Source organism: Mesobacillus jeotgali, assembly GCF_002874535.1.
In the GTDB taxonomy this organism is placed as follows: Bacteria; Bacillota; Bacilli; order Bacillales; family Cytobacillaceae; genus Mesobacillus; species Mesobacillus jeotgali.
The window spans coordinates 3,320,928-3,336,390 of the sequence record NZ_CP025025.1 but is presented as its reverse complement, the minus strand read 5'-3'; the positions used below and the strand labels follow the sequence as shown (position 1 = coordinate 3,336,390).

At 42.4% G+C, this 15,463-nt stretch carries 14 protein-coding genes; all 14 read left to right on the top strand.

Going from position 1 to position 15,463, the window contains the following annotated elements; all coding sequences use genetic code 11:
• Positions 1–101: 101 nt before the first annotated feature.
• The 14 genes from CD004_RS16945 (at position 102) to CD004_RS16880 (ending at position 15,463) form a co-directional block, all read left to right on the top strand.
• Positions 102–578, top strand: a complete 477-nt coding sequence (locus CD004_RS16945) for a MaoC/PaaZ C-terminal domain-containing protein (RefSeq protein WP_102263834.1) — start codon at positions 102–104, stop codon at positions 576–578.
• Positions 579–877: 299 nt separating this feature from the next.
• On the top strand, positions 878–1,594 hold the full coding sequence (locus CD004_RS16940) for a response regulator transcription factor (RefSeq protein ID WP_102263833.1): 717 nt from the start codon (positions 878–880) through the stop codon (positions 1,592–1,594).
• Positions 1,591–3,357: a two-component system histidine kinase PnpS gene (gene pnpS, locus CD004_RS16935; protein ID WP_102263832.1), complete on the top strand. Its 1,767-nt coding sequence runs from the start codon at positions 1,591–1,593 to the stop codon at positions 3,355–3,357. Before CD004_RS16940 ends, pnpS begins: the two co-directional genes overlap by 4 nt.
• Before the next feature lie 395 nt (positions 3,358–3,752).
• A complete protein-coding gene (gene hflK, locus CD004_RS16930) occupies positions 3,753–4,721 on the top strand; it encodes an FtsH protease activity modulator HflK (RefSeq protein WP_102263831.1) in 969 nt (322 codons plus the stop codon).
• On the top strand, positions 4,714–5,643 hold the full coding sequence (gene hflC, locus CD004_RS16925) for a protease modulator HflC (RefSeq protein ID WP_102263830.1): 930 nt from the start codon (positions 4,714–4,716) through the stop codon (positions 5,641–5,643). The genes hflK and hflC overlap by 8 nt, the downstream gene beginning before the upstream one ends.
• Positions 5,644–5,835: 192 nt before the next feature.
• On the top strand, positions 5,836–8,466 hold the full coding sequence (polA, locus tag CD004_RS16920; RefSeq protein ID WP_102263829.1) for a DNA polymerase I: 2,631 nt from the start codon (positions 5,836–5,838) through the stop codon (positions 8,464–8,466).
• A gap of 39 nt (positions 8,467–8,505) precedes the next feature.
• Complete coding sequence (gene mutM, locus CD004_RS16915) at positions 8,506–9,336, top strand: DNA-formamidopyrimidine glycosylase (RefSeq protein ID WP_102263828.1); 831 nt, start codon at positions 8,506–8,508, stop codon at positions 9,334–9,336.
• An 82-nt stretch (positions 9,337–9,418) separates the two neighbouring features.
• Positions 9,419–10,051, top strand: a complete 633-nt coding sequence (gene ytaF, locus CD004_RS16910; protein WP_102263827.1) for a sporulation membrane protein YtaF — start codon at positions 9,419–9,421, stop codon at positions 10,049–10,051.
• Between the two features lie 25 nt (positions 10,052–10,076).
• Positions 10,077–10,685: a dephospho-CoA kinase gene (coaE, locus tag CD004_RS16905; protein WP_102263826.1), complete on the top strand. Its 609-nt coding sequence runs from the start codon at positions 10,077–10,079 to the stop codon at positions 10,683–10,685.
• A 307-nt stretch (positions 10,686–10,992) separates the two neighbouring features.
• Positions 10,993–12,024 carry a glyceraldehyde-3-phosphate dehydrogenase gene (locus CD004_RS16900; RefSeq protein WP_102263825.1) on the top strand — a complete coding sequence of 344 codons (1,032 nt, stop codon included), beginning with the start codon at positions 10,993–10,995 and terminating at the stop codon, positions 12,022–12,024.
• A gap of 382 nt (positions 12,025–12,406) precedes the next feature.
• A complete protein-coding gene (gene speD, locus CD004_RS16895; protein WP_041967626.1) occupies positions 12,407–12,787 on the top strand; it encodes an adenosylmethionine decarboxylase in 381 nt (126 codons plus the stop codon).
• 104 nt (positions 12,788–12,891) lie between these two features.
• Entirely contained in the window at positions 12,892–13,296 is a 405-nt protein-coding gene (locus tag CD004_RS16890; RefSeq protein WP_102263824.1) for a hypothetical protein, read from the top strand.
• A 126-nt stretch (positions 13,297–13,422) separates the two neighbouring features.
• A complete protein-coding gene (gene nrdR, locus CD004_RS16885; protein ID WP_102265147.1) occupies positions 13,423–13,884 on the top strand; it encodes a transcriptional regulator NrdR in 462 nt (153 codons plus the stop codon).
• A gap of 163 nt (positions 13,885–14,047) precedes the next feature.
• Entirely contained in the window at positions 14,048–15,463 is a 1,416-nt protein-coding gene (locus CD004_RS16880) for a replication initiation and membrane attachment family protein (protein WP_102263823.1), read from the top strand.

Here is a 15,463-nt window from a genome sequence, read left to right as displayed (position 1 = left end):
AATATTCCCCGATTTTTTTACAAAAATTATAAAGTATATGAATTTGGGACAAGAGATGGGAATGAACATTCCTGAACTTCTATTGCAAAGGGGTAAATGCTATGCTGCTTGGAAGAAAACGTAAGCTTGGCAGGAAAATAGAAGAAATCACTGTCGGAGAAAAATTAACATTAACAGAAAAGATCGAAGATAAAGACCTTCTCTTATATTTGGGATTGACGAATGATGCCAATCCTTTATATATCCAGCATGATTACGCGTCACAGACGCCTTATGAAAAACCGATTGTTCCGGCAATCATGCTGAATGGAATCATCACTTCAGCTGTTTCAAAATATCTCCCGGGACCAGGGAGCCATATTCTGAAGCAGGATATTGAGTATGTGAAGCCTGTATACCATTATGGTACAGTACAATTCTTTTTTGAAGTTACCGAAGTGATCAGGAGTAAGCATAATGTTGAAATTTCGGTTACTGGAAAAAATGAAGAAGATGAGACAGTTGTAAAGGGGCTGCTGCTCGTCTGTCCTCCATATCCAGTCCAGCGTATGGAAGGAAAAGCATTAGAAAACTTTTAAATTTTCGGGATGTACAATAATTGTGCATCCCTTTTTGTTTTATAATTTGATTTTATCGGTTGGGTTGATATTATAATGTAAATAGAACTATTGGATGAAAGTTGTTTTCGTAAGTTTGTTGTTAAAATCTTAAAGCCGATTTTAACGTGATTAAAAGTCAATTTGTTGGTTGGTATTAAGTTTGCAAGCTCTTTTCTCGAGAAACATTGGTCATTCAATCAAATTTTGTAGCCACTAGCAGCAAAGTTTGAGAAAAGAGTCTGGATGAAACAGGGGTAATAACTTTTTTGGAGGCTTATATGAACAAGAAGGTCTTGGTTGTGGATGATGAACAGTCTATTGTGACATTGCTGAAGTATAATCTGGAACAAGCTGGCTTTACAGTGGTAACAGGAATGGACGGCGAGGAAGGGATCCGCCTTGCTGCTGATGAAAGACCAGATTTGATGGTTTTGGATTTGATGCTTCCGAAGCTCGATGGCATGGAGGTATGCAAGCTGCTCAGGCAGCAGAAAATCAATGTTCCGATTCTGATGCTGACGGCAAAAGATGATGAATTTGACAAAGTGCTTGGTCTGGAATTGGGCGCTGATGATTACATGACTAAGCCGTTCAGTCCGCGAGAGGTTGTAGCAAGGGTAAAAGCTATTCTCAGAAGAACGCAGACTCAGCCCGAAATAGTGGAGGGAAAGTTGGAGGATGAGGGGCAAATCAAGATTGGTGATGTTAAAATCATGCCGGATTTCTATGAAGCTTATTTTATGGAAAACTTGCTTGAATTGACTCCGAAAGAATTCGAGCTGCTTCTTTACCTGGCAAAGAATAAAGGCAGAGTGCTGACTCGTGACCAGCTGCTCAGCGCTGTGTGGAATTATGACTTTGCAGGAGATACAAGAATTGTAGATGTACATATAAGCCACTTACGGGAAAAAATCGAACAGAATACGAAAAAACCATCCTATATCAAAACTATACGAGGACTTGGCTATAAGCTGGAGGAACCAAAGGGAGAATGACAAAGTACCGAACGCGTCTCTTGTTTGCCCTCATTACCCTGATCATCATCGTGTTGGTGGGCTTGGGCCTGCTTTTAGGGCAATTATTCAAGAATTACTATATTAACTCATTCAATGAACGGCTGAAAATTGAACTGAATCTTTTAACCTCCAATATCGAACAAAATGGAGGACTCGCATCGCTGGATACTGAAGAAATTTCACGGATGAGCGGCTTGCTTAACGCAAGGATCACCATCGTTGATCTTGAGGGTGACATCCATTATGACACAGGTGAACTATCAAGCACGAAAATCAACAGGCACAGGGATATTATTGGCGACATCGTTAAAGACACTCCTGAAGAGCAGAGCGACCTGGAAGTTGGCGGAGGCTTTGACCTGCATTATTATTGGAGTCCCCTCATTCATGATGGCGAAAAAGAAGGCTATGTTTTTTTAACAACAAAGATTGATGAGCTTCAGAAAGCTTATCGTCAAATATGGTGGATTCTTACCGTTAGCCTTGGCATGGCGCTAATTGTCATCATCCTTCTCGGTACAAGGATCACCAACCGCTATACGAAGCCGATCGAGTCAGCGACAAACGTCGCGATCGAGTTGGCAAAAGGAAATTATCGGGCCAGGACATATGAGGATCATATTGACGAAACGGGCATGCTGAGTTCGTCTATCAATATCCTTGCCAGAAATCTTCAGGAACTGATGAAGCTGAAAGAATCCCAGCAAGACAGATTGACCACACTGATTGAAAATATGGGCAGCGGTCTGATTCTAATCGACAGCAGGGGCTTTATCAACTTGATTAATAAGCCTTACAAGGAAATTTTTAATGTGGAGGCTTCTGAATACCTCTACAAACTTTACTATGAAGTAATTGATCATGAAGAAATCACACAGATGGTCGAAGAGATTTTCATGACAGAACAAAAAGTACGGAAGCAAGTTGTTTTGCCATTGGAAATCGAACGACGCCATTTCGAAGTTTATGGAGTGCCGATTATCGGGACAAACAATGTTTGGAAGGGAATCCTTCTCGTTTTCCATGATATTACCGAATTGAAGAAACTGGAGCAGATGAGAAAGGACTTTGTGGCTAATGTCTCACATGAACTTAAGACACCGATTACCTCTATTAAAGGTTTTTCGGAAACGCTGCTGGATGGTGCGATGCATGATAAGGCAACACTTGAAGCATTCCTCGAAATCATTTTAAAGGAAAGTGACCGTCTTCAGGTATTGATCCAGGAATTGCTCGACCTTTCGAAGATTGAGCAGCATGGTTTCCGACTGACTAATGGAAGAGTTGATCTCGTAAAAGAAGCAAATGAAGTCATTGAGATTTTAAAAGGAAAAGCCGCACAAAAGGATATTATGCTGAAGCTCAGTCAGCCCAGCGAAGAGGCAGTCATTGAAGGAGATCCAGACAGGCTCAAGCAGGTGTTGATCAACCTTGTCAGCAATGCAATTACCTACACTCCAAATGGCGGCAGTGTAGAGATTTCTTTAACTGACCAGGAAAATTCCATTTCGGTTGTGGTCAAGGATTCCGGTATAGGAATCGAGAAGAGCGAAATAACGAGGATTTTCGAACGGTTTTACCGGGTGGACAAGGCAAGAAGCCGGAACTCTGGCGGAACAGGACTAGGCCTTGCCATCGTCAAACACATTGTTGAAGCACATAAAGGACATATCGAAGTCGACAGCCAGATAGGCAAAGGGACAACTTTTACGATCAAGCTCTTTAAAAAGCTGCCTCAATAGGGAAAAACAATCAACAGTCAAATGTGTACAATAACTAATTAGCAAGTCCAATTCGTAACTGAATTGGGCTTTTTCATTGTGCCTGCGGAAAGCGAAGCTGCTGGAACAAAAATCAACAGTAGGATTAAAAAAAGCCCCAAATTTACATTCACTTAACAAAAGGTTTATTTATCCTTAACACTGTCTTGCTACAATCTTAAGTGAAAACCCCTTCATCCAAGGAGCTAGAAAGAAGCACAAGCCGACCCCGCTTGTGCTTTTTTCATTTGTTTGGACCAGTATACAAAAACCACCATTGTAACAAAACTGTTTTTCAATTATCATTCTTTTGAAACTTTTACGATTTCTAAACGTAAAAACAAACATAGACAAAAGCATAGGAAGAGGGGAATGAGATGGTAAGCTTAAAAAAAATCTACGTGACGAGCGGGATTGTCGTCTTGGCCATTATTATAGGTCTTACGGCTTTCACGACGTGGTATACGGTCGATGAGTCAGAACAGGCGGTCATCTTGACGTTTGGAAAAGTTGAGGAAGGCATCAGCGAACCGGGTTTGCACTTTAAACTGCCTTGGCCAATCCAGAGTGTCGAGAAATTATCGAAAGAAACTTTCAGCCTTCAGTTTGGTTATGAGGAAAAGGACGGAGAAATCAAGGAATTTCCAGATGAAACAAAAATGATTACTGGTGACGAAAACATCGTCCTTGCCGATCTGGTTGTTCAATGGAAAATAACAGATCCGGAAAAATACCTGTACAACGCAGATAATCCACGAGAAATCTTGTATGATGCTACCTCAGCGTCTGTAAGGAGCATTATCGGAAGTTCAGAAATTGATGAAGCATTGACTTCGGGAAAAGCAGAAATCGAAGCGGAAGTCCGTGATTTATTATCATCGTTGATTGAAAAGTATGATATGGGTGTATCCGTCCTCGGTGTAAAGCTCCAGGATGTTGAATTGCCAAATGACGAAGTGCGCAAGGCTTTTACTGATGTTACAGATGCGCGTGAAACCATGAATACGAAAATAAATGAAGCAAAGAAATACCGCAACCAGAAGTTGAACGAAGCCCAGGGGGAAAAGGATGCGCTGATCTCAAGAGCGGAAGGGGAAAAAGCTGCGAGGATCGAACGGGCTAGAGGTGACGTCGCTGTATTCAACAAGCTGCTAGTTGAATACAAAAACAATCCGGACATCACAAGACAGCGTTTAATCCTAGAAACGCTTGAGCAAGTCCTGCCAGGAACGGAGATTTACATCATGAATGATGATGGCAATACGATGAAGTATTTCCCGATTCGCCCGCTTGAAGGAGATAAACCTAAGTCAGAACAGGAAGGCAGTGAAAAGAATAATGGCTGATCAAAACGTGATTGATATTAATGAACGCAGTGGTGGTTCCTGGCGAAAATATACCAAATTTGGAATCTTCCTGGTCATCCTTATTGCACTGCTTGTTTTCATTTTCACTAATGTTTTCATCGTGAAACAAGGCGAGTATAAAGTGGTAAGGCAATTTGGAGAAGTTGTTAGGATCATCAAAGAACCTGGTTTGAATTACAAAGTCCCGTTTATCCAGAGTGTCACGACATTGCCTAAATACCAGATGACATATGATGTTTCCCAGGCGGAAATCAACACGAAGGACAAGAAGAGAATGCTGATTGACAATTATGCGATATGGCGAATTGAAGATCCTAAAAAGATGATTTCAAACGCGAGAACGCTAGAGGGTGCGGAATCGAGAATGGAGGAATTCATCTATTCGGTTGTCCGTTCTGAGCTTGGTAAGCTGGACTATGACGAAATAATCAATGATGAAAAGTCATCTCGTGGTTCATTGAATGACAGGGTGACTGAAAAAGTCAATGAGCTGCTCGCTGGCGGTAATTATGGAGTCGTTGTGACAGATGTCCGAATGAAGAGGACCGACCTGCCGGAAGAAAATGAAATGTCTGTTTTTACGAGAATGATCTCTGAGCGTGAGTCTAAGGCACAGGAATACCTTTCCATGGGAGATGCCCAGAAAAACAGAGTCATCGCCCAGACGGACAGGGAAGTGAAAGAGCTTCTGGCAAAGGCATCAGCAGACGCTGAAACCATCCGAGGCGAAGGGGAAGGGGAAGCTGCTAAAGTATACAACCAGACTTTCTCTAAAGACCCGGAATTCTACAAAATGTTCCGCACATTGGAATCCTATAAAAAGACAATCAACGGTGAAACCGTCATTGTCCTCCCATCTGATTCACCGTACGCAAGAATGCTGATGGGTTACACAAATTAATCACTTTATCATTTCGATTACAATAACATAACAAAAAAGCAGCCTAAGGCCGTTATTTTTCTTTCTATCATCTCTCATGATAAAATAGGAAGGAATCTAACGGTCTTTTTTCTATATAGAGTCATACAAAAATGGTTTTGGAACGGAGCTGGCCAAGGCGCTTGCGCTTTTTTTAAAAAGAGGAGGAATGACATGTCAAAGAAGCTTGTTTTGATAGATGGAAACAGTATTGCATACCGTGCGTTTTTTGCACTGCCGCTGTTGAATAATGAAAAAGGGATACATACAAATGCTGTTTATGGCTTTACGATGATGCTGATGAAAATTCTCGAGGATGAAAAGCCCACCCATATTCTTGTTGCGTTTGATGCAGGCAAGACGACATTCAGGCATAAAACCTTCAGTGAGTACAAGGGTGGAAGACAAAAAACGCCGCCTGAGCTTTCTGAGCAGTTTCCATTTATCCGTGAATTGCTGACGGCTTATGGCATCCAGCAATATGAGCTGGAGAACTATGAAGCCGATGACATTATCGGCACATTAAGCTTGGTGGCTGAAAAAGAAGGCTTCGAGACAAAGGTCATTTCAGGTGATAAGGACTTAACGCAGTTGAGTTCCGAAAAGACGACAGTCAGTATCACAAGAAAAGGCATTACCGATATTGAAGAATATACACCTGAGCATATCAAGGAAAAGTATGGACTTACTGCGGAGCAAATCATTGATATGAAGGGTCTTATGGGAGATGCTTCCGATAACATTCCAGGAGTTCCTGGCGTTGGGGAAAAGACGGCGATCAAGCTTTTGAAGGAATATGGCACTCTTGAAAAGCTAATTGAATCAATTGACCAGATCAACGGGAAAAAGCTTAAGGAAAAGCTTGAGGAGTTCAAAGACCAGGCTGTCATGAGCAAGGAACTTGCCACCATCACGCGTGAAGCACCTGTAGGATTAGAGTTAAGTGAGCTTGAATATGAAGGCGCAGAGAACGAAAAGCTCGTGAAAATGTTTAAGGAACTCGGATTCAATTCCCTGCTGGACAAGCTGGGAGCCGTTACGGAAGCCGAAAATATAGAACTTGAAGACATTGAGTTCAAGCAGCTTGATAAGATTGAGAAAGATATTTTTGCAAAAGACAATGGCTTTTATGTCGAGGTGCTAGAGGATAACTACCACTATGCAGATATTATCGGCTTTGGAGTTGTCAATGAAAACGGCAGCTTCTACCTGCCTGTTAAAATCGCGTTGGAATCGGAAGAATTCAAGAAATGGGCCGAGGATGAAACAAGCAAAAAGACTGTCTATGATGCGAAACGTTCCGAGGTTTCATTGCGCCATCACGGCATCCACCTAAAAGGTGCTGACTTCGATGTTTCACTGGCATCCTATATCATCAATCCTTCGGAGTCACCGGATGATTTGTCGGCTATTGCGAGACAGCATGGCTTCACAAGCGTGCAGGCTGATGAGGCTGTCTATGGAAAGGGAGCCAAACGGAAAATCCCTGAGGAAAGCACCCTTGGAGAGCATCTCGTGCGCAAGGCAGATGTGCTTGTGTCATTAAAAGAAAAGCTTGAGCAGGAGCTTTGGGACAATGACCAGCATGATCTGTTCAGCAGTCTTGAAATGCCGCTATCATTGGTGCTTGCTGATATGGAATATCAGGGAGTTAAGCTTGATATGAATCGCCTGGATAACATGGGCGAAGAAATCAAAGGCCGTCTAGCCGATATTGAAACCAGGATTTTTGAAATGGCAGGAGAACAGTTCAATATCAATTCTCCTAAACAATTAGGTGTCATCCTGTTTGAAAAACTGGGATTGCCTGCAGTAAAAAAGACGAAGACAGGTTATTCTACTTCAGCGGACGTCCTTGAAAAATTGGCAGCTAAACATAAAATTATCGAAGAAATCCTTAACTACCGCCAGTTAGGAAAGCTGCAATCAACATATATTGAAGGCTTGCAAAAGGTCGTAAATAAAGAGACTGAAAAAGTGCATACAAGATTCAACCAGGCGCTAACAGCGACAGGAAGATTGAGCTCGACGGATCCGAACCTGCAGAACATCCCAATCAGGCTTGAAGAAGGCCGGAAGATCAGGCAGGCATTTGTTCCATCCGAAAAGGGTTGGGTCATCTTTGCAGCGGACTATTCACAAATTGAACTTCGTGTCCTCGCCCATATTGCGGGTGATGAGAAACTGATTAATGCATTCCAGAATGACTTGGATATCCATACGAAGACGGCAATGGAAGTATTTAATGTAGGGAAAGATGAAGTCACCTCCAATATGCGCCGACATGCAAAAGCGGTCAACTTTGGGATTGTTTACGGGATCAGCGATTATGGATTATCCCAGAGCCTGAACATTACAAGGAAGGAAGCTGCCGAATTTATTGATCGGTACCTTGAAAGCTATCCTGGTGTCAAAGAATATATGGATGAAATCGTCAAAGATGCAAAAGCGAAGGGCTATGTCCAGACATTATTGCATCGCCGCAGATACATCCCTGAAATCACGGCCCGCAATTTCAACTTAAGAAGCTTTGCGGAACGTACCGCAATGAATACCCCGATCCAGGGAAGTGCCGCAGATATTATCAAGAAGGCAATGATTGATATGGCAGTGAGACTGCGCGAAGAGGGCGTAAAGACAAGACTGCTGCTTCAAGTACATGATGAACTGATTTTTGAAGCACCTAAAGATGAGGTTGAGTTATTGAAAAAAATCGTGCCAGAAGTCATGGAAAATGCCATTGAATTGAAGGTGCCATTAAAGGTGGACTTCTCATATGGCCCGACTTGGTATGACGCAAAGTAGAAGTTGCAACAGGAATTTTACAGAGAAAGGCGGGATAAAATGCCTGAACTACCAGAGGTCGAAACCGTCAGGCGGACGTTAGAGGTGCTGACGATCGGCAAAGAAATCAAAGAGGTCTCCGTTTTTTGGCCAAAGATGATTAAGCGCCCGAATGAGGTTGAGCAGTTCAACGATGCATTGAAAGGCCAGACAATAAAAGAGGTTGGCAGGAGAGGGAAATTCCTGATTTTTTACACAGGTGATTACTCACTGGTTTCCCATCTTAGAATGGAAGGGAAGTATGGATTGTTTGGCGCGGATGAACCTGTTGAAAAGCACACTCATGTCATTTTTCATTTTACTGATGGGAAAGAATTACGTTACAAGGATGTCCGGAAATTCGGCACCATGCATCTTTACGCAAAAGGGTCGGAATTCGATACCCAGCCGCTTGCCGATTTAGGACCAGAGCCGTTCTCGGATGACTTTTCCGTCGAATGGCTGTCAGAAAAGCTGAAAAAGACAAATCGAAAAATAAAACCTGCCTTGCTTGACCAGAAGATCCTTGTTGGCCTAGGGAATATTTACGTAGATGAGGCGTTGTTCAGGGCGAAAATCCATCCGGAAAGAATTGCGAACTCTTTGTCTCCAGAAGAAGAGGCTGTGCTGTACAGGGAAATAGTCAGCACTCTATCTGAAGCCGTTGAGAAAGGTGGCAGCACGATCCGTTCCTATGTGAACTCTCAAGGGCAGATTGGCATGTTCCAGCTTCAGCTTTATGCATACGGACGCAAGGGTGAACCATGCAAGGTTTGCGGAACACCATTGGAGAAAACCGTTGTTGGCGGCCGCGGTACTCATTATTGCCCGTCGTGCCAGAAACTTAAATAAGATATTGGCTTGTTGATTTTCTCACCATAACTGGGCTCCTTCCATATACTAACGTAGCGATTGACAGGAAGGAGCTCAGTTTATGGCACAAACAATCTCCCTGCTTTTACTTGCATTCGCTGTCAGTCTTGACAGTTTCAGTGTAGGGTTAACGTATGGATTGCGGAAAATGAAGATCCCGATTAAATCGATTGCTGTAATAGCCGTTTGTTCGGCTGTCGTCCTGATGGCAGCCATGGTGATCGGGCATTTTCTTGAGAGCTTTTTTTCACCAGGAATGGCAGAGACACTGGGTGGCGCTGTCTTGATCGTTTTAGGCGGATGGGTACTATTCCAATTTTTCCGCGAAGACAAAACAGAATTGCTCTGTCACGAAAAAATCATCCTGAATCTTGAAATCAAATCACTTGGGATCGTCATCAATATTTTGAAAAAACCAATGACAGCGGATTTTGACCGATCGGGTACAATCAATGGAATTGAAGCTGTCATGCTCGGGCTTGCCCTGTCGCTTGATGCATTTGGTGCAGGGGTAGGGGCAGCGTTTTTAGGATTCTCTCCAGGATACCTTGCATTGACTGTTGCCTGCATGAGTTCATTATTTGTGTATGCAGGGATGAGGATGGGCAGTTATTTTTCGGAGAGCGGCTGGATGCAAAAATTTTCTTTTGTGCCGGGGATATTATTGATCATAATTGGGTTGATGAAAATTTAACCGGCCCTTGAAAGGATAAAATGGGATGTCATTAGTTATCGGATTGACAGGAGGTATAGCAAGCGGAAAAAGCACGATATCAGCAATGTTCACTAACTTGGGCATCACAGTGATTGACGCAGATATCGAAGCAAGGCTTGCTGTTGAGCCAGGAGAGAAAGCATACAATGATATTGTCAGCCATTTTGGCACAGGAATTTTAGAAGAGGACCGCACGATAAACCGCCCTAAGTTGGGTGAAATCATCTTTAACAATGAAGAAAAGCGGGTACTGCTTAATTCGATTGTCCATCCTGCCGTAAGGGAGCGGATGGCACAGAAAAGAGAAAAAGCTGAGGCGGCAGGTGAAAAAGCAGTCGTCCTGGACATTCCGCTTTTGTTTGAAAGCAAGCTGACAGGACTGGTCGAAAAAATTATCGTGATTTATGTGGATGAGCAAACTCAGTTGGAAAGACTGATGAAGCGAAATGGATTCTCGGAAGGAGAAGCATATTCCAGGATCAAATCACAAATGCCGCTGAAGGATAAAGTCAGTTTGGCAGACGCAGTAATTGATAACAGCGGCAGCATCGAGCTATCGAGGCAGCAACTGATGGAAATATTAAATAAATGGGAAATCTTAAGAGCCGAGTAGGCTCTTTTTTTGTGGCATGAACCGACTCATTTCTGGTTAAGCATGTTATAATTCCGGTTTCGAACGATTTATTCCTGGTTTTACTCTATTTAATTTTTTAGGTTTACTCTAAGTTCCATAAGATATAATCTTCGCCAGGCTAAGGTTGTTTGCGTCTTTAAACTTACCGTTAAATGATCATTATTATCAGAATTATTTTATATTTTAAATGTGTGCATTTATTTATCACAAATAAAATTTAATATGTTATACTAATACCATACAAAGGGGTTATTAAGTATAACACTAATTCGGAAGGGGCCGTACAATGAAGGCGAGAATTGCGATAAACGGTTTTGGGAGAATTGGAAGAATGGTATTCAGAAGAGCCATTCTTGAAGAAAATCTTGAGGTTGTAGCGATTAATGCGAGCTACCCAGCTGAAACACTGGCGCATTTAATAAAATATGATTCCACTCACGGGCAATTTGCTGGAGAAGTCATCCCGGCTGATGATCACCTGGTTGTCAACGGAAAGACGGTCAAGCTATTAAGCAATCGAAATCCTGCTGAGCTTCCATGGAAGGAAATGAAGATTGATATTGTCATAGAAGCAACAGGCAAGTTCAATTCACGTGACAAGGCTGCTCTTCACCTTGATGCTGGTGCAAAGAAGGTCATTTTGACAGCACCTGGTACGAATGAGGATATCACTATTGTTATGGGAGTAAATGAAAGCGCATTAAATATTGAAGAGCATGATATCATTTCGAATGCATCATGCACAACAAACTGCCTTGCACCGGTTGCGAAAGTGCTGGATGATACTTTCGGTATTGAAAATGGCTTGATGACAACTGTTCATGCGTATACGAATGATCAGAATAATATCGATAACCCGCACAAGGATTTGCGCAGGGCGCGTTCTTGCGGCCAATCCATCATTCCAACTTCAACAGGAGCAGCAAAGGCACTTTCTCTTGTGCTTCCTCAGCTTAAAGGAAAGCTGCATGGTATGGCGCTAAGGGTACCGACTCCAAACGTCTCGCTAGTTGACCTTGTTGTCGACCTGAAGCGTGAGGTAACAGTGGACGAAATCAACGATGCATTCTATTCAGCATCAAAAGGAAAGCTCAAGGGTGTCCTTGATATCACTACTGATCCACTTGTTTCAATCGACTTTAATACGAATGAACATTCTGCAATCATTGATGGCCTGTCTACAATGGTCATCGGTGCCAACAAAGTAAAGGTTCTTGCATGGTATGACAATGAGTGGGGATATTCAAGCAGGGTTGTAGACCTGACAAAGCATGTTGCCCACGCAATGTCCAATTCTGCAACTGTAAAGGTAGGATAATTCTAATAACGCAAAAAGCTTGCCAACCGGCAAGCTTTTTGTTTTGTCTGTATTAAATGCCTTATTTTTATATAATTTTGCTGCCGATCCCCATGTGAAAATCCCAACAGTTTTTATAGCTAGAACCCCCTTAAAAGCCTATGAAATAGCTATCTTCCAAACTACAAAAATCGAAGCATAAAAATCATGAAAAAAATTTGATTTCATGTGTTGCAAAAAAAATATAAACAAAGTATACTAGTCATCGTGAACTTCTTAATAACGGTACCAATTGGCTACTTAAAGGGTTAGGACCTCTCTGGACTAACTTTCCCCCGTGGTAGTTAAGATACCATTGAAGCTAAGGAATTCATTCTAATATTGTTAGAGGGGGAAATTGAATATGGAAACAATGGGTCGTCATGTAATTTCTGAACTTTGGGGTTGCGATTTTGAAAAATTGAATGATATGGATTTTATTGAACAAACTTTTGTTGGAGCAGCATTGAAATCAGGTGCTGAAATCCGTGAAGTGGCTTTCCACAAATTTGCGCCACAGGGTGTAAGTGGAGTTGTCATTATTTCTGAATCACATTTAACTATTCATAGCTTCCCGGAACACGGATACGCTAGCATCGATGTTTACACTTGCGGTGATCTGGATCCTAACATTGCAGCTGACTATATTGCAGAAGCTCTTGGCGCTCAAACTCGTGAGAATATCGAAATTCCACGCGGCATGGGTCCTGTGCATGTGAAGCAAGCACAAGCTAAAGCTCTATAATTGAAAATATGAAAATTCACAAGAGGTGTAGCGATACACCTCTTTTTATTTTGCCGTAAAATACGGTAGAATGATAATAGAAATAACTTGCAGGAGGATTTTTGATGTCAGTATTAAAATCCATAACAGGACGGTACGAAAAATTCAGCGGAACAAGTGAAAACAATAGGGACGAGCAGCTGAAGACCCGTTATTATAAAACGAACTTTAACCAGATGTTCCAGACGGTCGAAGACCTGCTGAAGGCTGACCCTTCGCTTAAGATAACGAGTGTTTCCAAAGAACATGGAGAAATATCAGCCGAATTAAAGGGGAAGTTGCCTGCTTTTTTAACGGCAACTGTTATTACTACAAAACCATTTGAGACCGCAGTCGACTTACATATCTCTACTGAAAAGTTTTCATTGGCAGGCATCAACCCGACTCTGAAGCAGGAGTTGGTGAAGATTTATGAGAAACTGGACTCTACACACCCGTTTATTGGTTCAGGCAAATATGGAAATCAATAGTTCCTCTTGTCCCATCCCCATCTTTTTTATAAGATAATATTAGGATAATGCTTATGGACGTATTGGTGGAACAAGCGAATGGTCCTTCGCTCATACTATATTTCAAAATATTCGGAGCTGATGGAAATGAAATGTCCAACTTGCCAAAATAACTCTACCCGGGTTCTTGATTCAAGACCGGTTGACGATAGCCGATCAATTCGACGCAGACGCGAATGCGAAGCTTGCGGATTTCGCTTTACCACCTTCGAGAAGGTTGAAGAAATTCCTTTGATTGTCGTGAAAAAAGAAGGTACTCGTGAAGAGTTCAATCGGGAAAAACTTCTTCGCGGTTTAATAAAAGCTTGTGAAAAGCGTCCCGTCGCTTTGAAAGAGCTCGAGGATTTGGTTTCCGAAGTAGAAAAAGAACTTCGAAGCCATGGAGTTTCTGAAGTTAAGAGCGAAGCCGTTGGGGAAATGGTGATGGACAGGCTGGCGAAGATTGATGAAGTCGCCTATGTCCGGTTCGCGTCTGTTTACCGTCAGTTTAAGGACATTAATGTCTTTATTGATGAATTGAAAGAGTTGTTGAAAAAAGAGCAATCATAACACCTGGGTCTCGTAGGTTAAAGTGAAATCCTTAAGGAGCTGAAGGGAACTTCAGCTCTTTTTAAGCTCTTCTTATAAAAATAATAAATAATGAGGAAGAGCTCAAATAGCGTCTATTTTTTAAAAGTAGTTCTTTTTAACGATTCAGAATGGAGGGAAAGGGATGGCTCAGCATTGGCAAGAGACTTTGCCTGTAGACCAATATATTGTTGCATCCGGTGGTTTATTGCATGACTACGATCGCAAGGTGCTCACTTTCTTGTACCAGCCTTTGATTGGGCCAGCTTGCTTAAGCCTTTATATGACTTTATGGGCTGAGCTGGAAGAGAATCGGCTTTGGTCACAGCCTGTCACACACCATAACTTGATGACGATCATGGACATGAACCTGAAGGATATTTACCAGGCACGCCAAAAGCTCGAAGGTATGGGATTGCTGAAGACCTATGTAAAAAACAGCGAGGAAGGTCGTTCATTCATTTATGAATTGCAGCCGCCGTTGACTCCTGAACAATTCTTCCTTGATGGCATGTTGAATGTATATTTGTATCGAAAAGTCGGCAAGAACCAATTTTTGCGGCTTAAACGATTTTTCAGCGATAAATCTTCTGAATCAGAGCCCGGATATGAGGAGATTACGAAGGCATTCCAGGATGTGTTCTTGTCTGTACCGACTCAGGCGCTCATGCATAACGAGGATTCAGCTGCCGATCTGAAGGCTGAGGCAGGAAATTCCTTTATCGGCAGGGTAGAATCTTCAAAAGTACAGATTGACCCTGCGGAGTTTAATTTCGAGTTGCTGCTGGGAGGGCTTCAGGAATCTCTCATACCTAAAAAAGCATTTACATCGAAGGTTAAGGAAGCAATCAGCAATCTTGCCTTTCTATATGGGATAGATGCCCTGAAGATGAAGAACATCGTCTTAAGTGCATTAACCGCTGAAAATGAAATAGATATAGAAGAATTGAGGAAGGCTGCCCGCGACTGGTACCAATTTGAACACCAGGACCAGCTCCCGGCACTGCTGGACCGGACCCAGCCATTACAGCATAAAGCTGGTATCGAGAAACCGAAAACGCAGGAAGAGGAATTGGTGATTTATTTCGAAAAAACATCCCCGCGCCAGCTTTTGATTGATCTGTCTGGCGGAGCGGAACCATCGAAGGCAGACTTACAGATCATCGAAGAGGTGATGTTCAAGCAAAAGCTGCTGCCGGGAGTCGTGAATGTTTTAGTTCAATATGTTATGCTCAAAACGGATATGAAGCTGGCAAAGGGTTATATTGAAAAGATTGCCAGCCACTGGTCCAGGAAAAAAATATCGACGGTCAGGGATGCAATGCAGCTTGCTAAAAGCGAGCACAGGCAGTATCTTGAATGGGCAGACGGGAAGAAGGCGCCTTCCTCATCATCTGGAAAAAGGAAGCCTGTCCGCAAAGAAGTTCTGCCGGATTGGTTTGGTAAAAAGACTGATGGAGAGGCTCAGCAGCAAAAAAATTCTGCAGATGTGGATCCTGATTTTGAAATAGAAAAGAAAAAGCTTGAAGAAGAATTAAAGAAATTTAAATCTGGGAGGTGA